At 42.4% G+C, this 19383-nt stretch carries 16 protein-coding genes; 12 read left to right on the top strand and 4 right to left on the bottom strand.

Annotated features, from left to right (window positions below):
• Positions 1-26 precede the first annotated feature (26 nt).
• Both A4V03_RS10470 and A4V03_RS10475 read left to right on the top strand, forming a co-directional pair.
• Positions 27-2216: a glutamine synthetase III family protein gene (locus A4V03_RS10470; protein WP_065538857.1), complete on the top strand. Its 2190-nt coding sequence runs from the start codon at positions 27-29 to the stop codon at positions 2214-2216.
• A 274-nt stretch (positions 2217-2490) separates the two neighbouring features.
• On the top strand, positions 2491-4182 hold the full coding sequence (locus A4V03_RS10475; protein ID WP_065537976.1) for a transposase: 1692 nt from the start codon (positions 2491-2493) through the stop codon (positions 4180-4182).
• A gap of 235 nt (positions 4183-4417) precedes the next feature.
• Here the strand turns inward: A4V03_RS10475 and A4V03_RS10480 are convergent, their stop codons facing one another.
• Complete coding sequence (locus A4V03_RS10480) at positions 4418-4996, bottom strand: HdeD family acid-resistance protein (protein WP_065540372.1); 579 nt, start codon at positions 4994-4996, stop codon at positions 4418-4420.
• Between the two features lie 1218 nt (positions 4997-6214).
• On the opposite strand from A4V03_RS10480, the gene trpB reads away from it, so the two are divergent.
• The 8 genes from trpB to A4V03_RS10525 all read left to right on the top strand — a co-directional run bounded on the left by trpB (position 6215) and on the right by A4V03_RS10525 (position 13995).
• Complete coding sequence (trpB, locus tag A4V03_RS10490) at positions 6215-7402, top strand: tryptophan synthase subunit beta (RefSeq protein WP_065538858.1); 1188 nt, start codon at positions 6215-6217, stop codon at positions 7400-7402.
• A gap of 48 nt (positions 7403-7450) precedes the next feature.
• Positions 7451-8857: an anthranilate synthase component I family protein gene (locus A4V03_RS10495; RefSeq protein WP_065538859.1), complete on the top strand. Its 1407-nt coding sequence runs from the start codon at positions 7451-7453 to the stop codon at positions 8855-8857.
• 50 nt (positions 8858-8907) lie between these two features.
• Entirely contained in the window at positions 8908-9474 is a 567-nt protein-coding gene (locus A4V03_RS10500) for an anthranilate synthase component II (protein ID WP_089280792.1), read from the top strand.
• A 4-nt stretch (positions 9475-9478) separates the two neighbouring features.
• Entirely contained in the window at positions 9479-10474 is a 996-nt protein-coding gene (trpD, locus tag A4V03_RS10505; protein WP_065538861.1) for an anthranilate phosphoribosyltransferase, read from the top strand.
• Positions 10475-10543: 69 nt separating this feature from the next.
• Positions 10544-11326 carry an indole-3-glycerol phosphate synthase TrpC gene (trpC, locus tag A4V03_RS10510; RefSeq protein ID WP_065538862.1) on the top strand — a complete coding sequence of 261 codons (783 nt, stop codon included), beginning with the start codon at positions 10544-10546 and terminating at the stop codon, positions 11324-11326.
• Positions 11327-11352: 26 nt separating this feature from the next.
• Positions 11353-11982, top strand: a complete 630-nt coding sequence (locus tag A4V03_RS10515) for a phosphoribosylanthranilate isomerase (protein ID WP_065538863.1) — start codon at positions 11353-11355, stop codon at positions 11980-11982.
• A gap of 12 nt (positions 11983-11994) precedes the next feature.
• Positions 11995-12765, top strand: coding sequence for a tryptophan synthase subunit alpha (trpA, locus tag A4V03_RS10520; protein WP_065538864.1), 771 nt, complete (start codon positions 11995-11997; stop codon positions 12763-12765).
• Positions 12766-12954: 189 nt separating this feature from the next.
• Complete coding sequence (locus tag A4V03_RS10525; protein WP_065538865.1) at positions 12955-13995, top strand: asparaginase; 1041 nt, start codon at positions 12955-12957, stop codon at positions 13993-13995.
• A 314-nt stretch (positions 13996-14309) separates the two neighbouring features.
• Here A4V03_RS10525 and A4V03_RS10530 read toward each other — a convergent pair whose 3' ends face one another.
• The 3 genes from A4V03_RS10530 to A4V03_RS10540 all read right to left on the bottom strand — a co-directional run bounded on the left by A4V03_RS10530 (position 14310) and on the right by A4V03_RS10540 (position 16802).
• Positions 14310-14489, bottom strand: coding sequence for a transposase (locus tag A4V03_RS10530; RefSeq protein ID WP_071807670.1), 180 nt, complete (start codon positions 14487-14489; stop codon positions 14310-14312).
• 1010 nt (positions 14490-15499) lie between these two features.
• On the bottom strand, positions 15500-16108 hold the full coding sequence (locus A4V03_RS10535) for a helix-turn-helix transcriptional regulator (protein WP_065538866.1): 609 nt from the start codon (positions 16106-16108) through the stop codon (positions 15500-15502).
• Entirely contained in the window at positions 16098-16802 is a 705-nt protein-coding gene (locus tag A4V03_RS10540) for a hemerythrin domain-containing protein (protein WP_065540373.1), read from the bottom strand. Before A4V03_RS10540 ends, A4V03_RS10535 begins: the two co-directional genes overlap by 11 nt.
• A 210-nt stretch (positions 16803-17012) precedes the next feature.
• Here A4V03_RS10540 and A4V03_RS10545 point away from each other — a divergent pair, with 210 nt between their 5' ends.
• Together A4V03_RS10545 and A4V03_RS10550 are read left to right on the top strand one after the other, a co-directional pair.
• Entirely contained in the window at positions 17013-18188 is a 1176-nt protein-coding gene (locus A4V03_RS10545; RefSeq protein WP_065538867.1) for a phosphoribosylaminoimidazolecarboxamide formyltransferase, read from the top strand.
• Positions 18189-18418: 230 nt separating this feature from the next.
• Positions 18419-19333: a cation diffusion facilitator family transporter gene (locus A4V03_RS10550; protein WP_065538868.1), complete on the top strand. Its 915-nt coding sequence runs from the start codon at positions 18419-18421 to the stop codon at positions 19331-19333.
• Positions 19334-19383 lie beyond the last annotated feature (50 nt).

The following is a 19383-nucleotide window of genomic DNA, read 5'->3' on the forward strand; positions in this document are numbered from 1 at the left end:
TTTAACAACAAATCAAATCAGGTATTATGTCAAAACTTAGATTCAGAGTAGTAGAGACAGCTTTCAAAAAGAAAGCTGTTGAGGTAGCAACACCTGCCGAACGTCCTTCGGAGTATTTCGCCAAGTATGTATTCAACAAGGAGAAAATGTTCAAATACCTTCCCAGCAAGGTATACAATGCACTGATTGACGCCATTGACAACGGTGCCCCGCTAGACCGCAGTATTGCCGACGAGGTAGCTGCCGGCATGAAGAAATGGGCCATCGAAATGGGTGTTACTCATTATACGCACTGGTTCGCACCGCTGACCGAAGGCACAGCTGAAAAACATGATGCTTTCGTTGAACATGACGGCAAAGGCGGTATGATGGAAGAATTTACTGGTAAACTGCTTGTACAGCAGGAACCGGATGCTTCTTCTTTTCCGAATGGCGGTATCCGTAATACATTCGAAGCCCGTGGTTACAGCGCATGGGACCCCTCATCACCTGCTTTCATTGTAGATGATACGCTTTGCATCCCAACTGTGTTTATCGCATATACCGGCGAAGCTCTCGACTATAAAGCTCCCTTGCTGAAAGCATTGCGGGCTGTAGATAAAGCTGCTGTAGACGTATGCCGTTACTTCAACCCGGAAGTGAAAAAAGTAGTTGCTTACTTAGGCTGGGAACAGGAATACTTCCTCGTAGACGAAGGATTGTATGCTGCACGTCCAGACTTGCTAATGACCGGTCGTACTTTGATGGGACATGACAGTGCCAAAAACCAGCAGTTGGAGGACCACTACTTCGGTGCTATCCCCACCCGCGTAGCCGCTTTCATGAAAGACCTCGAAATTGAAGCGTTAAAGCTGGGTATTCCTGTTAAGACCCGTCACAACGAAGTTGCCCCGAACCAGTTCGAGTTAGCCCCTATCTTTGAAGAGTGTAACCTTGCTAATGACCATAACTTGCTGATTATGTCACTAATGCGTAAGGTAAGCCGCCGTCATGGTTTCCGCGTACTACTTCATGAAAAACCTTTTAAGGGCGTCAACGGATCGGGTAAACACAACAACTGGTCGTTGGGAACTGACACGGGCATTTTATTAATGGCACCGGGTAAGACTCCGGAAGATAACCTGCGTTTTGTTACCTTCGTCGTAAACACATTGATGGCAGTTTATCATCATAACGGATTGCTGAAAGCTTCTATCTCCAGCGCTACCAACGCCCACCGTTTGGGAGCTAATGAGGCACCCCCTGCCATCATCTCCTCTTTCCTAGGGAAGCAATTATCGCAGGTATTGGATCACATTGAAAACAGTACGAAAGATGATTTGATTAGTCTTAGCGGCAAACAGGGAATGAAGTTGGATATTCCGCAGATTCCCGAATTGCTGATTGACAATACTGACCGCAACCGTACCTCTCCTTTTGCTTTCACCGGAAACCGTTTTGAGTTCCGTGCCGTAGGTTCCGAGGCAAACTGTGCGTCTGCCATGATTGCATTGAACTCTGCCGTAGCAGACCAATTGGTGAAGTTTAAAAAAGATGTGGATGCTTTGACTGAAAAAGGAGAACCTAAAGTGTCCGCCATTCTTGAAATTATCCGTGGATATATCAAGGAATGTAAAGCGATTCATTTTGACGGCAATGGTTACAGCGACGAATGGAAGAAAGAAGCAGCCCGCCGTGGACTGGATTGCGAAACCAGTGTTCCTGTTATCTTCGATAACTACCTGAAACCGGAAACAATTGCCATGTTCGAAGCTACCGGCGTAATGACAAAGAAAGAACTGGAAGCCCGCAACGAAGTGAAATGGGAAACGTATACGAAGAAGATTCAGATCGAGGCGCGTGTATTGGGTGACTTGGCTATGAACCATATCATTCCGGTGGCCACTCAATATCAGACGGATTTAATTAATAATGTCTATAAGATGCAATCTCTTTTCCCGGCAGAAAAGGCAGCGAAATTGTCTGCTAAAAACCTGGAGCTTATTGAAGAGATTGCCGACCGAACAGCCTTCATCAAGGAGCATGTAGATGCAATGATTGAAGCTCGTAAGATTGCGAACAAGATAGAAAGCGAACGGGAAAAAGCCATTGCCTACCACGACACGATCGTTCCGGCACTGGAAGAAATCCGCTACCACATCGATAAGTTGGAACTCATTGTTGACAACCAGATGTGGACGCTTCCGAAATACAGGGAACTGTTATTTGTGAGATAGAAAAAAAGAACGGTGAACGATAAACGGTGAACAGCAAACAAGTTGCATTGCAACACATTTACCGTTTACCACTCACAGTTCACCGTTATGAAATTATCTATTTCTTTTGTTGGTTGTTTTAAGTTTGCGGGGGAGACTGTCCGAGAACTCCTCTTTAAACAGAGGTTTGTCGTTGTCCCTCCGCAATAGCCCCTGTTTGTAGCATGGTTTAACATTAGATATTCATGCTTCTCATTCATTTTTCTTATCTTTACCTAAGCTAAGAAACAGAGTTATGGCATATAAGAAAGGTGAAGAACGACAACAGAAAGTACTTTTCCCCGATTGCATAGACGACTATGTTGAGGAGGATGCTCCGGTTCGTTTGTTTGATGCATTCGTTGATAGTTTGGATATGGGCAAGTTAGAGTTTATACGGAACATTCCCAAAGCCACGGGAAGTCCCGGGTACGACCCTCGTGACCTGTTAAAACTGTATATTTATGGTTACTTTTACCAAGTGCGTTCATCGCGCAAGTTGGCCCGTGAGTGCAAATGCAACGTGGAGGTGATGTGGCTACTGGGCAAATTATATCCTGATTTTCGCACCATTTCCGATTTTCGCAAGGATAATAAGGATAGCATAACTAAAGTATTCAAGGAGTTCAATAAGTTCTGCATGGGGTTGAAGCTCTTCTCCAAGTCATACATATCTATTGACGGAAGCAAGTTCAAGGCTGTAAATGCCAAGGATAACAATTTTACGCTCAACAAACTTGACGACCGTATCAAACGTTTGGATGAACATATCACTTTATACATGGAAGAGCTTGACTCATGCGATCGGGAAGAAGGTCGCAAACTTTCCAGAGAAGAACTTGAGCACAAACTGAATGTCTGTAAAGAACGCAAAGCCCGTTACGAAGCATACCGCACTACATTAGAGGAGTCTAATGAAAAACAGATATCGCTTACTGACCCGGATGCAAGACTGATGAAAGCGAATGAAGGTTTCTGCGTAGGCTATAACATGCAGACGGCTGTTGACGCGGACAGCCACATGATTGCCGGCTTCCGGGTCACTAACAGTCCTACTGACCATGGCCAAATAACAAACGTAGCTACAGATGTGAAAAAAGACTATGGGATTGACATCCTTGAGACTACAGCAGACAAGGGCTATGAATGCCCCGAAGACCATACCGACGCACTTGCATCGGGCATTGTACCCAATGTCATCCGGCGTGACGGTGGCTGCACCGAGCAGGTTGAGTTTGAGTACATTGGAAACACCATAACCGATGAACAGAAAGTTAGTACCAACCCCGAGGACTTGAAGGCATGTCTTCAAGCCGGAGTAATTCCCGATGTCTACAACGGAATCTTAACTGATATGGAAATTGTTGAGGTAAAAAAGCGTACATTGCCGACATCCGATTCAGCAGTGCTGGACATGACTTCCGAACAAATGCGTGCCAAAGCTCTTGAAGGCTTCTTCGTTAGGGATGCCGAACGTAACCTTGTCTATTGTCCGCAAGGTGAGATTCTTAGACAGAAATCCATTAAACGAAACGGCAATATACGTTACTGCAACAAGTTGGCCTGCAAGAAATGCAAATGCAAGTGTACCATATCCAAGTTCAAGGAAGCGGACTTTAGTAAGGATGATCTAATAAAGGTTGCTGATACCCGAAGGAAACAAGATGCAGCAAATGACGGCAATGCGAATCTGAAACCAACAAGAATAACCGTTATGAAAAAGGTGGTACGCTATGTGCTACATCTTGACCAAAAGAAAATGGATAATCGCAAATGTTTGTCGGAACATCCGTTCGGGACAATTAAAAGAACGCTCGGATACTACTATTTTTTACTAAAAGGTTTTGCAAAAGTAGGTGCAGAGATGGGATTGCTCTGTCTATCCTATAACCTACGTCGTGCTATAAGTCTCAAAGGTGTACCCGCACTGCTTGCCGCACTCCGATAAAAGACTTGCCGAGGTGCACATCCTTACGAATATAGGTAATAACCACATTTTAAAGTGCATTTTAAGCTTCTAAAACCGATTATCATGAGAGAATTTATTCTTTCAATTGAAAAACAAATTCCACCAGATAGTCTCTACGACCTCAAATCCGCTGCAAGAATGCCATCCTACAGCGAAAATCAGAGTTCTCGGACGGTCTGGGGGAGGGGTGCTGTGAAGCAGTCCTCTTCTTTATTTATTCGATTATCTTTGCATCCTCAATATCATCATCGTCATGTACCACCGGAGTCTTCGGACGACAGCGGTCAAACTTGAACCAGTTGATTAATTCGGTAAGCGAATAAACCAAACTACTCACACCAATAATTATAAATGCAGTATTACGTACTCCTGTCGGATTGAACAAAGCGATGATACCTGCAATAAGAATCAATGAAGGAACCAGGTAAAACACTCCCGGAACAGGCATCCACCGACGTGCCATTGATAAAGAAGCAATCTGTTGCACTCCTCCCATTATCAGGATAAATCCCAATAAAAACATCAAAACATCTGCAAAGAATTCAGGCATCACAATCAGCCAGAGTCCAAATAACAAACTACCGATCCCTTCTATCGGGAAACGGGGATCCGCTTCACCTTCCTGTCTTTTCCGGCCGAAATAGCCCAAAAGGCCGATAACACCGGGAATCAAAAAGGCAACGCCAACTGTAATGACAATGTAGCTGGCAGCCGCATTTGGCCAAATAACGAGCACCAATCCTATCACAAGTGCAAAGAGAATACGAATAAGAGAATAATTCATTGTTTTCATAAATTCTATATTTTTTAACCGGTTCTGTTCCAATACTTTTGCGAATATAAGTGTTTCTACTGATATATAAAAATAACAAATAAACATTGTAATAAGTTCGTAATAATATCGTTATGACGCTTACATTCCGCATTGATATTTTTGAATGAAAAAAAGAAATTGCATTTATAAACATTATACAGATTACGTTGAACTTTCCGAATACTACTATACAAAAAAAAGAATTGCATACTCTATACAACTCTTCATAAAAAAAACATGATTTATTCGAAGCCTGTCAGAATCAAGCAAATAACTGCTGTGCAACGGAGAACAATTCAAGTTGAAAATTGTTCTATATCAGAAAAATGAATGTTCAAGATTGAATATGTAAGAAAGTAATAACGGAAGCAAGTATAGATATGCTGTCTACCGTATATCATAAAAAAAGACGCGCGCTTCTTGCAAACGATTTTTCATTTTCGTTTCTCATATTCTCATGATCTTTAGATAAATATAAGATTATCAAGTAGATATCTTATGAGAACTACTTTCTAAAAACAGCATTTCTCATAAAACATCCCCTATTTTTGCTAAAAACAGACCTTATTCTCATAGTGTTTCGGGGTATTTCTCATAGTGTAGTGTGCCGGAAGCCGGCATTGGATAATATAGAACCATGTATTCCTTTTGCTTGTTTCCATATACAGTATATTAGTTCCACATATTGTGGGAAAAGATTCCCAACTGTTTGGGAAAGTATTCCCTCATATTGTGGGAATACTTTCCCACAATATATGGGACAATTGAAACCAATAAGTATCTTCAAGCAAAAACCATTATTTTATCTAAATAGCAGAGCTTTATTTCCTGATAAAAATAAGGTAAGTAGAAAGAAAAAAGAAAAGATGAATGGCTTTTGGCTATGAGAATTTCTTAAATGAAAAAGCCGTGGAGGCAAAAGAGAAAAAAGTCATATTTTGTTTGCTATTTCAAATAAAATGTCTATATTTGCCCACATAAAATTACAAAAGACAATGAGAACAATGTTAGTAAATACATATTGGTGGTGGCGCCCGTTACAACTCCGACAGTCGTAAGGGAGCAGTGCTCGTATGTATATACCTCATTAAAGATATAACAAATTTGAAAGAGCCCTGTCGCAACCTGCGACAGGGCTCTTTTTATTTACCCGTTTCAATACAGATTCAATAATAACATAAAAATACAGATAGGATTATGAAAAGTTTTTTAGTTGACCAGGATGGCTATTACGGAGAATTCGGCGGTGCTTACGTACCGGAAATCCTCCACAAATGTGTTGAGGAATTAACTAGTAAGTACCTCGAAGTAATTGAAAGTAAAGAATTTAAAAAAGAATTCGACCAGTTGCTACGTGACTACGTAGGACGTCCTTCCCCACTCTATCCAGCCCAACGCCTTTCTGAAAAATACGGTTGCAAATTGTATCTGAAGCGGGAAGACCTGAATCATACAGGTGCTCACAAAATCAACAATACCATCGGACAAATCTTACTGGCACGCCGCATGGGAAAGAAGCGCATCATCGCCGAAACCGGAGCCGGACAACATGGAGTAGCAACAGCTACCGTCTGTGCATTGATGAATATGGAATGTATCGTTTATATGGGAAAAACGGACGTAGAACGCCAGCACATCAATGTAGAGAAAATGAAAATGTTGGGAGCCACCGTTATCCCCGTTACTTCCGGCAACATGACGCTGAAAGACTCAACCAACGAAGCGATCCGCGACTGGTGCTGTCATCCTGCCGACACTTATTATATCATCGGCTCTACCGTAGGTCCTCATCCCTACCCTGACATGGTGGCACGCCTGCAATCTGTCATCAGTGAAGAAATCAAAAAGCAACTGCAAGAAAAAGAAGGACGTGATTATCCGGATTATCTGATAGCCTGCGTGGGAGGAGGAAGCAATGCTGCCGGAACGATTTATCATTATATCAACGACGAACGGGTAGGCATTATCCTGGCAGAAGCGGGAGGTAAAGGAATAGAAACCGGAATGACCGCCGCTACCATCCAACTCGGCAAAATGGGCATTATCCACGGAGCACGTACCTACGTCATCCAAAACGAAGACGGACAGATAGAGGAACCATACTCCATTTCCGCCGGACTGGATTATCCGGGCATTGGTCCGATACACGCTAACCTTGCCGCCCAAAGCCGTGCCAATGTGTTGGCAATCAACGACGACGAAGCGATAGAGGCTGCCTACGAACTGACCAAATTCGAAGGTATTATCCCAGCATTGGAATCTGCCCACGCATTGGGAGCTTTGAAAAAATTGAAGTTCAAGCCGGAAGATATCGTTGTATTGACTGTTTCGGGACGAGGAGACAAAGATATTGAAACCTATTTGTCGTTTAACGAACAGCTATAAATAATTAGTCAACCATCATTCGCAATCAATAATCAAGCAATTATAGAAATGAAAACATTCAATTATACTACCCATAGCAAACAAGTGCTCGGAGATATGCATACTCCTGTCAGCATTTATCTGAAAGTGCGCGACATGTATCCTCAATCCGCATTAATGGAAAGTTCCGATTATCATGCCGGAGAAAATTCCCTGTCATTTATAGCCCTTTGTCCCTTGGCAAGCATCGGTGTAAACGGTGGCATTGTCACTGCCAACTATCCCGATAATAGCCGTACGGAAGAACCGCTGACAAAAACATTCAATGTAGAAAAGGCCATGAACCGGTTTATCAATCAGTTTCAGGTGACCGGAGATAATAAGAATGTATGCGGACTTTACGGATACACGACGTTTAATGCCGTGAAGTACTTCGAGCACATCCCGGTGAAAGAAAGTCATGATGAGCAAAACGATGCTCCGGATTTACTATACATATTATATAAGTATGTCATTGTTTTCAATCATTTCAAAAATGAGCTGACATTAGTTGAAATGTTGTCCGAAGGAGAAGAAAGCGGTTTGCCGGAACTGGAAGCAGCCATCGAAAACCGGAATTATGCTTCCTACAATTTCTCTGTAACAGGCCCCGTAACCAGCCCCATCACCGACGAAGAACACAAAGCAAATGTGCGCAAAGGAATCGCACACTGTATGCGCGGAGATGTTTTTCAAATTGTGCTTTCCAGAAGATTTATCCAACCATACGCCGGAGATGATTTCAAAGTTTATCGCGCACTCCGCAGCATCAATCCTTCTCCTTATCTTTTCTACTTCGACTTCGGAGGATATCGTATCTTTGGTTCTTCACCGGAAACACATTGCAAAATCGAAAACGGCCGTGCCTACATTGATCCGATTGCAGGAACCACCCGTCGCACGGGAGACACAGTAAAAGACCGCGAATTGACAGAAGCTTTACTGGCCGACCCTAAAGAAAATGCAGAGCATGTCATGCTGGTTGATCTTGCAAGAAACGACCTTTCACGTAATTGCCATGACGTACGAGTGGTATTCTATAAGGAACCGCAATATTATAGCCATGTTATTCACTTGGTAAGCCGTGTCAGCGGTATGCTGGGTGAAGGCGCAGACAAAATAAAAACGTTTATTGACACGTTTCCGGCCGGTACGTTAAGCGGTGCCCCCAAAGTACGCGCTATGCAGTTAATCAGTGAAATCGAGCCACATAATCGTGGAGCCTACGGTGGTTGTATCGGTTTTATCGGATTGAATGGCGAATTAAACCAAGCAATCACCATCCGTACTTTTGTAAGCCGCAACAACGAACTCTGGTTCCAGGCCGGAGGAGGTATCGTAGCACGCAGCCAAGATGAATACGAACTGCAAGAGGTGAACAATAAACTGGGAGCGCTGAAAAAAGCAATTGATTTAGCTGTCAAATTAAAAAATTAACCGTCCAACAGAGATAGTATTTGAACAACCATTTTACAATGACCATAAAAATGAAAATATTACTTTTAGATAACTACGACTCTTTCACTTATAACCTGCTGCATGTAGTGAAAGAATTAGGGGCTACAGATGTAGAAGTAGTCCGCAACGACCAAATAGAGCTTGATGAGGTAGATCGTTTTGATAAAATCATCCTGTCTCCCGGACCGGGCATACCCGAAGAAGCCGGCTTGTTACTACCTATTATTAAGAGATACGCTCCAGCCAAAAGCATTCTAGGGGTTTGCCTGGGTCATCAGGCTATCGGCGAAGCTTTCGGAGCACGTCTGGAAAACCTCAAAGAAGTATATCATGGTGTACAAACTCCGGTTAGTATCATTCGTCGGGACCTGCTTTTTGAAGGATTAGGAAAAGAAATCCCTGTCGGAAGATATCATTCGTGGGTAGTCAGCCGGGAAGGCTTTCCTGACTGTCTGGAAATAACAGCAGAAAGCCAGGAGGGACAAATCATGGCCATCCGCCATAAAACGTATGATGTACATGGCATTCAGTTCCATCCCGAATCAGTATTAACTCCGCAAGGAAAAGAAATGATCAAAAACTTCTTAAACGATTGAACTTATGAAACAGATTCTATACAAACTTTTCGAACATCAATATTTGGGACGCGATGAAGCGCGCACCATTCTACAGAACATCGCGCAAGGGAAATATAACGATGTGCAAGTGGCCTCACTCATCACCGTCTTTCTGATGCGTAATATTTCCGTAGAGGAATTATGCGGTTTCCGTGACGCACTGCTGGAAATGCGTATTCCAGTCGATTTGAGTGATTTCGCTCCAATTGATATCGTAGGAACCGGAGGTGACGGAAAAAACACATTCAATATTTCTACAGCTTCCTGCTTTACAGTTGCCGGAGCCGGCTTCCCGGTTGTGAAACATGGCAACTATGGAGCAACGTCGGTCAGTGGTGCCAGTAATGTAATGGAGCAACACGGTGTCAAATTCACCAGTGATGTAGACCAACTGCGTCGCAGCATGGAAAAATGCAATCTTGCTTATCTGCATGCCCCTTTATTCAATCCGGCATTAAAAGCAGTAGCTCCGGTTCGCAAAGGATTGGCAGTGCGCACTTTCTTCAATATGCTCGGTCCATTGGTAAATCCGGTATTACCTGCTTACCAACTGCTAGGAGTTTACAATCTACCGTTACTTCGCCTTTACACCTATACTTATCAGGAAAGCAAGACAAGCTTTGCCGTTGTTCATAGCCTCGACGGATATGATGAGATTTCTCTGACCAATGAGTTTAAAGTGGCAACCAGCGATCATGAAAAGATTTACACTCCCGAAAGCCTAGGCTTCTCCCGTTATAAAGAGACTGACTTGGATGGCGGACAAACACCGGAAGATGCAGCTAAGATTTTCGATCATATCATGAATAATACAGCTACGGAAGCTCAAAAAAATGTAGTGATAGTCAACTCCGCTTTCGCTATCCATGTGATTCGTCCGGAAAAGACAATTGAAGAATGTATCGCTCTTGCCAAAGAATCATTGGAAAGCGGACGAGCATTAGCAACTTTGAAGAAATTCATTGAATTAAATAGTTAATTTGATTTACGATTAGACGATTTACAATGTACGATTGAAGTTAGTATTACTAAAAAAAACAACGAACTGATGAAAGATATATTATCCGAAATTATAGCAAACAAACGACTTGAAATTGACCTGCAAAAGCAGGCTATTTCTATCGAACAACTACAGGAAGGTATCAGCGGATCTCCGACTCCCCGCTCTATGAAGCAGGCATTAGCCTCTTCCGCATCAGGTATTATCGCCGAGTTCAAGCGGCGCTCTCCTTCCAAAGGATGGATAAAGGAAGAAGCATGTCCGGAAGAGATCGTTCCCTCCTATGCAGCGGCAGGTGCCTCCGCCCTTTCCATCCTTACTGATGAGAAGTTTTTCGGAGGAAGCCTGAAAGATATCCGCGCCGCACGCCCTTTGGTGGAAATTCCCATTCTTAGAAAGGACTTCATCATTGACGAATACCAGCTTTACCAAACTAAAATTGTCGGTGCAGATGCCGTACTTCTCATCGCAGCCGCACTAGAACTGGAGGAATGCAATGAACTGGCAGAAAAAGCCCATGAATTAGGACTGGAGGTCTTATTAGAGATTCATAGTTCCGAGGAACTGGCATACATTAACAAAGGAACAGATATGATAGGTATCAACAACCGTAATCTGGGTACTTTCTTCACCGATGTGGAAAACTCTTTCCGCCTGGCCGGACAACTTCCTCAAGATGCGGTACTGGTATCTGAAAGCGGCATCTCCGATCCGGAAATAGTTAAACGCCTTCGGGCAGCCGGATTCCGGGGATTCCTGATCGGCGAAACATTTATGAAAACACAGCGACCGGGAGAAACCTTACAGAATTTCCTGCAAGCCATTCAATAAACTAATTATTCAAAACGGACAGCCCTATGATTAACGGAAAAATTATCAAAGTATGCGGCATGCGAGAAGCTGAAAACATACAGGACATAGAGTCTATCGAAGGCATAGATATGCTGGGATTCATCTTTTATCCTAAATCTCCCCGATGTGTCTACGAGCTTCCGGCTTACCTACCCACTCATGCCCGGCGTGTCGGCGTCTTTGTCAATGAAGACAAGCAAGTGGTCAGCATGTATGCTGATCGTTTCGGACTGAATGATGTGCAACTCCACGGAAATGAATCGCCGGAATACTGCCGGTCTTTACATTCTACCGGATTGAAAATCATCAAGGCCTTTTCCGTAGACCGCCCCAAAGACTTGAAAAAGGTGTATGACTACGAAAAAGTCTGTGATCTTTTTCTGTTCGATACCCAATGCGAGCAATATGGTGGTTCGGGAAATCAATTTGATTGGAGCATATTACATACATACAACGGACATGTACCTTTCCTCTTGAGCGGAGGTATCAACTCATACAGTGCCAATGCCCTGAAAGAATTCAAGCATCCCCGGCTTGCCGGATATGATCTCAACAGCCGTTTTGAAACCAAACCGGGAGAAAAAGATCCGAAGCGTATCCGGACATTTTTAGACGAATTAAAATCATCACTTTAAAATTCCAGCGTCATGAATAGAATTAATCAACTTTTCAGTAGCAACAAGAAAGACATACTTTCTATTTATTTTTGTGCCGGCACCCCCACTTTAGATGGTACTGCCCATGTAATCCGCACACTCGAAAAACATGGAGTAAGCATGATTGAAATCGGTATTCCCTTCAGTGATCCGATGGCAGACGGCATTGTTATCCAAAATGCCGCTACCCAAGCATTGCGCAACGGCATGTCTTTAAAACTTCTTTTTGAACAATTGCGGGATATTCGCAAGGTCGTAAAAATACCACTCGTATTCATGGGATACTTAAATCCAATCATGCAGTTCGGATTTGAAAACTTCTGCCGCAAATGCGTGGAATGCGGTATTGATGGCGTCATCATCCCCGATCTCCCTTTCCGTGATTATCAAGAACATTATCGTATCATTGCCGAACGCTACAACATCAAAGTGATTATGCTCATCACACCGGAGACCAGCGAAGAACGGGTATGCGAAATAGATACACATACCGACGGATTCATTTACATGGTTTCCTCAGCAGCAACTACCGGAGCACAACAGAATTTCAACGAACAAAAACAGGCATACTTCAAGAGAATAAAAGATATGCATCTGAACAATCCGTTGATGGTGGGATTTGGCATCTCCAATAAAGCAACCTTCCAGGCAGCTTGCGAACACGCTTCCGGAGCTATCGTCGGCAGTAAATTCGTCACTCTGCTCGAAGAAGAAAAAGACCCGGAAAAAGCCATCCTCAAATTAAAAGAAGCGGTGAAATGAATTATGATTTGTGATTTATGATTTATAATTTATGAATTATGAATTATGATTTGTGATTTGTGATTTATGAATCATGATTTATGCAAATCAGCAGTTAAATCATTCGAAAATTCATAAATCATAATTCATACACCATAAATCACAATTATTTCGTATCTTTGCCAACGTTTTAAAAGCAATTCAACAATTATGAGAGCAGAAACCCCTTCCGTTTTGTTAATTTACACGGGTGGAACTATCGGAATGATAGAGAATCCGGAAACAGGTGCCTTAGAAAACTTCAACTTCGACCATTTGCTTAAGCATGTACCCGAACTAAAAAGATTCAACTACCGCATCTCTTCCTACCAATTCGATCCCCCTCTCGACTCTTCGGATATGGAACCTGCTTACTGGGCAAAGCTAGTAAAAATCATCAATTACAATTACGATTATTTTGATGGCTTTGTCATCCTTCACGGAACAGATACAATGGCTTACACAGCCTCCGCATTAAGTTTTATGCTCGAAAACCTAAGCAAGCCCGTCATCCTCACCGGTTCCCAGCTGCCGATTGGGACTTTGCGCACAGACGGAAAAGAAAATCTCATCACAGCCATTGAAATCGCTGCCGCTAAAAACCCGGATGGTACGGCCGTCGTTCCTGAAGTTTGTATTTTCTTTGAAAATCATTTGATGCGTGGCAACCGTACCACCAAAATTAATGCGGAAAACTTCAATGCTTTCCGCTCTTTCAATTATCCCCCCTTGGCACGGGTAGGCATCCACATTAGATATGAGCCCCATCTTATCCGGAAACCGGATCCGACAAAGCCCCTAAAGCCGCATTATCTATTTGACACTAATGTGGTTATTCTGACCCTCTTCCCTGGTATTCAGGAGAGTATCGTAACTTCCCTGCTTCATGTTCCCGGATTAAAGGCAGTTGTCATGAAAACCTTCGGTTCAGGAAATGCCCCGCAAAAGGAATGGTTCATCCGCCAACTAAAGGAAGCCACCGATCGCGGAATTATCATTGTCAACATCACTCAATGTGCCTCCGGAGCAGTAGAAATGGGACGTTATGAAACAGGGATGCATCTTTTGGAAGCAGGCGTAATCAGTGGATATGACAGCACTCCCGAATGCGCCATCACAAAGCTCATGTTTTTACTGGGACATGGATTATCCAATAAAGATATCCGATATAAAATGAACTCCTGCTTAATAGGAGAAATTACCAAGTCTTAAGTAAAATCCACCCTGGAGATTAGGATATGACATAAAAGCATACGACTTCGAGGCTAAAGGATGGAAAAAAGTAGAGAAAACGCCTGCCGCTAACCATAAATAGTGAGAACTACTACATAATATACCTCATAAAGGTGATTGTGACTCATACTGAAACGCATTATCTTTGCAACATCAGAATTGAATTAATTAGTCATAATTTTATTACGTAGCCACATTTAAGTAAAAGATGAAATAGAATCCTGCCGAAGCGATTTCGTCAGGATTTTGTTTTTATGGGCTCACCTGTAAAACCCTGTGGGTATAGCCCGAATTTACACCGTTAGTCTGCATAATCCAAACATAAAGAGAGGTATATTTCCTACTCCCCTGGGCTGTATTCCGAATGCTTTAATTTTTGCATCGAATGATTCTGCAAATGCATTCGTCTCCCTATTGACGAAATAGTTCAGTATGGTTTCATAATGGTTCTGCATGGTTTCATAGTTCTGCATGGTATTTGTGATGGTTCTGCATAGTATTTGTGATGGCTCTGCAACATCCGTACCCAAAGTTCTCCATTCGGCGGTTCACTCCGGACGCTTAATCTTGGTTAACAGACTGATAAAAAAACGAAAAAACAAACTCCTTCCGGAGCCTTCCCGAAGATTCTGATTTTTTGTCTTTTCCTCGCTTCTCCGCTGCTTTTTCGTCACTTCTCCGTATCACCTCCGTATCACCTCCGTTTCAAGTCCGTTTCACCTCCGTTCTAAAATTGAATAAATATTTACTTAATATCCGTGAAGAAACGAAAATGAATGCTTCATAAAGCGAGGATAAAGCGGAACTTGATGCTTAACCGTTAAATGATGTAAATCAGCAGGCGACTTGTTGCGTTTTTCAAAATGCGGACAAACTCTCTTCTATTGCGTTTGCATCCGTTAACAGAACGGGGCGCCTGTCGGAAAACTTTCTCCCGCCGGTGATTGTTGACTGCATTGAAGCATGATTACAGCGCGGTTGAGCCCATTTAATCAAGAACGGCATCGGATGGAAACAAACAGGTCAGTCTGAAAACCCTGCGGGTATGTTGTGTTAATTCAAGTCTCGCAAGTGCTCTGCATAGCTCCTCCTTCTAGAAGGTTGCTCTCCCCCAATAACGGGGGAGTCGGAGAAGGTTAAACTTACAGCTATATAAATAAAAAAACGAGCTAATCCTTTTTACAGAATCACTCGCCACCGCGTCAGAAAAGCCCAAAGGCTTTTCTATAGTACCTCAAATTTCCTGAAAACTAATCTTCTTTTTACCTAAAAACCTCTTACCTATTGTTATCCTTTTACCTTCTATTAAAAACTTTCCTATTGAACTAAACTAATAATACCTTAAATTCTCTATTCTAATACCTTTTTAATATTTTCTTTATACCTTTTTATAAACTATTCAGCAATTTCCCAACTGCACTGCAAAGGTACGAATATTTTTCGTGTGCGCAAACGATTTTATGTTTTATAACACTTTTGCAGGCTACAATCCCTTCACTTCATTCAATGTAACCAACTTATTTACAATAGCATAAATAGTCAAACCAGCAGCACTATGTATTTGCAATTTTTTGCTAATATTCCTCCGATGCGTAATAACCGTATGAATCGACAAGAACAGCTTTTCCGCAATTTCCTTATTCGTCATCCCCTTCACCACACAGACGACGATCTCTTTTTCCCGCTGACTAAGTGTATCCTGGTTATCCGTCTCTTCTTCCTCAGAAGCTACATTCAATAAACCGGCAATTTTCCTAGAAAGAATATCCAAATCATCGAATATTGAAATAGACTCATCATACTTACCTAATAATGAAGCATCTACAAAAGAAGTGACCAAAGCTATTAAACGTATCCTATTCGAAATTTCCTCCCGGAATTTAGCAACATCAAAATAATTACCAAAAGCAGGATTGACAATCAGCATCTCGGGACATTGCGTTCGAACACAATCGTGTAAAGCCTCAACCGACAACAATTCTATCGGTTGCACTTTTACGTTGGGAAGACGCTTCAACGCAGCAGTCAATCCACCACGAACAATCACAGAGGTTTCTGCAATAGCAATTCGAACGACTTCATTACTTTTCATTTTCCCTCATCCTCCTTTCCAAATTCAGAATAGCAGGAACAAAAATATAATCCTCCACCTTGCAATGAAATTCCAATCCGGCTTCGCAAGCATATATATCAAAAAGAGCCGCATTCAAAAGATTCTCATTTGCCTTGGCGGGACAATATTTTATAATGATATTTTTTAGTTCTGTCAACTTCTCCCCTACCTGATCGTGATGTTTGGAAAAGGTACTGATCTGGTAGTTTGTGGGAGCATTTCCTTTAAGCAATGAATCGACATACTTAAAGACGGTTTTCTCTTCATAATCCATGTGCTTACGCACTTCCCGTGTATACTCGTCAAAAAACTTGAGAATAAGAAAAGCCACATCGTCCTGCGAACAGTCGATTGCCTCGATCAGCTTACGACGAATAGCCGGAAGAGAAAAATCAAGAAAATAAATATGCGCCTGCCGCAGATAATCAATCAATGCAGGTATGGAAATATCATCTTTATCCCCATCGAGCCGGGAAAAGCCTTCGGCCATAAAGTTGACTACAATCAGAAAGGTCCGACAGTCCACCCCATTCAGTTCACAAACTTCTTTGACTGTTTTGTCACCAAACCCCAACGAAAGTCCAAAACGACTCATCACTTGCAATAAAGAATAATTATCGCTGATGAGATCAATCATCTTATCAGTTGGCTTGTATTTCTGTAAATTATCCATCATACCTATGTATATTAGCGATTGCAAAGGAACGGAATATTTTGCTGAAATACAATCATCATTTATAGGTATTTTACCTCCTCATTCGTTGGCAAATACCAATTATATGCTACTATTTTGTGGCACAACTTTAGGCAAGCTAGTCTTTTTTTCGTAATTTTGTCGCTATCAACTTTGTAATTAGTAACTCGTAATTTTATATTTAATAAAATGGCAAACGAACTCGAGCTGAAATACGGCTGCAACCCTAATCAAAAGCCTGCCCGTATCTTCATGAAAGAAGGAGAACTCCCCATCGAAGTATTGAACGGACGTCCCGGTTATATCAATCTGCTGGATGCGTTCAACAGTTGGCAATTAGTGAAAGAACTGAAAGAAGCTACCGGACTGCCGGCTGCCGCTTCTTTTAAACATGTCAGCCCTGCGGGTGCTGCCGTTGCGGTAGAAATGAGCGACACGCTGAAAAAGATTTATTTCGTAGACGACATGAAACTGTCTCCATTGGCCACAGCATACGCACGTGCACGTGGTGCAGACCGTATGTCATCTTACGGAGATTTCATTGCATTGTCCGACACTTGCGACGAAGAAACAGCACGCATCATCAACCGTGAAGTGTCCGACGGCGTAATTGCCCCCGACTACACACCCGAAGCGCTGGAAATTCTGAAGAATAAAAGAAAAGGGACTTATAATGTAATAAAGATAGATCCTGCATACCGTCCGGCTCCTATCGAACACAAAGATGTATTCGGTGTGACTTTCGAACAAGGAAGAAACGAATTGAAAATCGATGAAAGTCTTTTGAAAGAAATGCCTACGCAGAACAAAGAAATCCCGGCTGATGCAAAACGTGACTTAATCATTGCCTTAATCACTTTAAAATATACACAATCCAATTCGGTATGTTATGCCAAAGACGGACAGGCAATCGGTATTGGCGCAGGTCAGCAGTCGCGTATCCACTGTACGCGCCTGGCAGGAAACAAAGCAGATATCTGGTATTTACGCCAACATCCGAAAGTGATGAACTTGCCATGGATTGAGAAAATCCGTCGTGCCGACCGCGACAACACCATTGACGTTTACATCTCGGAGGATTATGACGATGTATTGGCAGACGGCGTTTGGCAACAGTTCTTCACCGAAAAGCCGGAGGTGCTGACACGTGAAGAAAAACGGGCATGGCTGGATACAATGACAGGTGTAGCTTTAGGATCGGACGCTTTCTTCCCATTCGGAGATAATATAGAACGCGCACATAAGAGCGGTGTCAGCTACATTGCACAACCGGGTGGCTCCGTACGTGATGACCATGTGATTGGAACTTGCGACAAATACAATATGGCAATGGCATTTACAGGCATCCGTTTGTTCCACCATTAAAAAACAGCGATTATTTTTATTCCATACATCCCCATTTATAATGAGAAGGAAACAAATCTTCCATTATAAATGGGGATTTCCTATCTCTTCAAGCCGCTCCATCTTTGGTACGTCACATTTAGTGTCAGCCCGAAAAAAGTTTTTTCGCGACTAGCCACCACAGACTCTTATAAATGTTTATCTTTGCCCGCCAATCCCAATCAAACAATTAATTATAAAGAGTCACTTCAATGTCAAGAGAGAATATCTTAATCAAAACCTCATGGATTAGCACCATTGGCAATGCAATTCTGTCCGCATCAAAAATCATCATCGGTTTATGGACCGGTAGTTTGGCGGTAGTGGGCGACGGTATCGACTCGGCAACCGACGTCGTAATCTCTATCGTCATGATTTTTACGGCACGCCTCATCAACCGCCCTCCTTCAAAGAAATATGTATTCGGTTACGAGAAAGCGGAAGGCATTGCGACAAAGATTCTGTCACTGGTGATATTTTATGCCGGTGTACAAATGTTGATATCGTCCATTCAAAGCATTTTCTCAGATGAAGTGAAAGAGATACCATCGTCTATCGCTATCTATGTCACCGTGTTTTCTATTATCGGTAAGCTCTTGCTGGCTTTATACCAATACAAACAGGGAAAGAAGATCAACAGCTCCATGCTCACGGCAAACGCTATCAATATGCGCAATGATGTCGTCATTTCAACCGGTGTTTTGCTGGGATTGATATTCACTTTCATCTTCAAATCACCCATACTCGATTCGGTTACGGGATTGATAATCAGCCTCTTTATCATCAAATCTTCCATCAGCATTTTTATTGATTCCAATGTGGAGCTAATGGACGGGGTGAAAGATGTCAATGTATATAATAAGATATTCGAGGCGGTAGAGAAAGTGCCCGGTGCCAGCAATCCACATCGCGTCCGGTCACGAATGATAGGAAATCTCTATATGATTACCCTTGATATAGAAGTGAATCCGCAAATTACCATCACACAGGCACATGAGATTGCAGGTGCGGTGGAGAAGAGCATCATTAATTCGGTGGATAACGTATATGATATTCTGGTACACGTGGAACCTGCCGGTGAGTGTCAGACAGGAGAAAAATTCGGGGTCGATAAAGATATGGTTTGATTTATCTCTACACAGATTTTTTTTCACTTTCCTCTATCACCTATCACCCT

Source organism: Bacteroides caecimuris, from assembly GCF_001688725.2.
Lineage (GTDB): Bacteria > Bacteroidota > Bacteroidia > Bacteroidales > Bacteroidaceae > Bacteroides > Bacteroides caecimuris.

Excerpts from the sequence above, each read along its gene's own strand:
- A4V03_RS10515 (WP_065538863.1), top strand. The coding sequence starts at position 11,353 with ATGATTAACGGAAAAATTATCAAAGTATGCGGCATGCGAGAAGCTGAA.
- A4V03_RS10530 (WP_071807670.1), bottom strand. The coding sequence starts at position 14,489 with ATGCAGAACTATGAAACCATGCAGAACCATTATGAAACCATACTGAAC.
- A4V03_RS10480 (WP_065540372.1), bottom strand. The coding sequence starts at position 4,996 with ATGAAAACAATGAATTATTCTCTTATTCGTATTCTCTTTGCACTTGTG.
- A4V03_RS10475 (WP_065537976.1), top strand. The coding sequence starts at position 2,491 with ATGGCATATAAGAAAGGTGAAGAACGACAACAGAAAGTACTTTTCCCC.
- A4V03_RS10500 (WP_089280792.1), top strand. The coding sequence starts at position 8,908 with ATGAAAATATTACTTTTAGATAACTACGACTCTTTCACTTATAACCTG.
- A4V03_RS10525 (WP_065538865.1), top strand. The coding sequence starts at position 12,955 with ATGAGAGCAGAAACCCCTTCCGTTTTGTTAATTTACACGGGTGGAACT.
- A4V03_RS10545 (WP_065538867.1), top strand. The coding sequence starts at position 17,013 with ATGGCAAACGAACTCGAGCTGAAATACGGCTGCAACCCTAATCAAAAG.
- A4V03_RS10540 (WP_065540373.1), bottom strand. The coding sequence starts at position 16,802 with ATGGATAATTTACAGAAATACAAGCCAACTGATAAGATGATTGATCTC.
- A4V03_RS10470 (WP_065538857.1), top strand. The coding sequence starts at position 27 with ATGTCAAAACTTAGATTCAGAGTAGTAGAGACAGCTTTCAAAAAGAAA.
- A4V03_RS10535 (WP_065538866.1), bottom strand. The coding sequence starts at position 16,108 with ATGAAAAGTAATGAAGTCGTTCGAATTGCTATTGCAGAAACCTCTGTG.
- A4V03_RS10550 (WP_065538868.1), top strand. The coding sequence starts at position 18,419 with ATGTCAAGAGAGAATATCTTAATCAAAACCTCATGGATTAGCACCATT.
- trpA (WP_065538864.1), top strand. The coding sequence starts at position 11,995 with ATGAATAGAATTAATCAACTTTTCAGTAGCAACAAGAAAGACATACTT.
- trpB (WP_065538858.1), top strand. The coding sequence starts at position 6,215 with ATGAAAAGTTTTTTAGTTGACCAGGATGGCTATTACGGAGAATTCGGC.
- A4V03_RS10495 (WP_065538859.1), top strand. The coding sequence starts at position 7,451 with ATGAAAACATTCAATTATACTACCCATAGCAAACAAGTGCTCGGAGAT.
- trpD (WP_065538861.1), top strand. The coding sequence starts at position 9,479 with ATGAAACAGATTCTATACAAACTTTTCGAACATCAATATTTGGGACGC.
- trpC (WP_065538862.1), top strand. The coding sequence starts at position 10,544 with ATGAAAGATATATTATCCGAAATTATAGCAAACAAACGACTTGAAATT.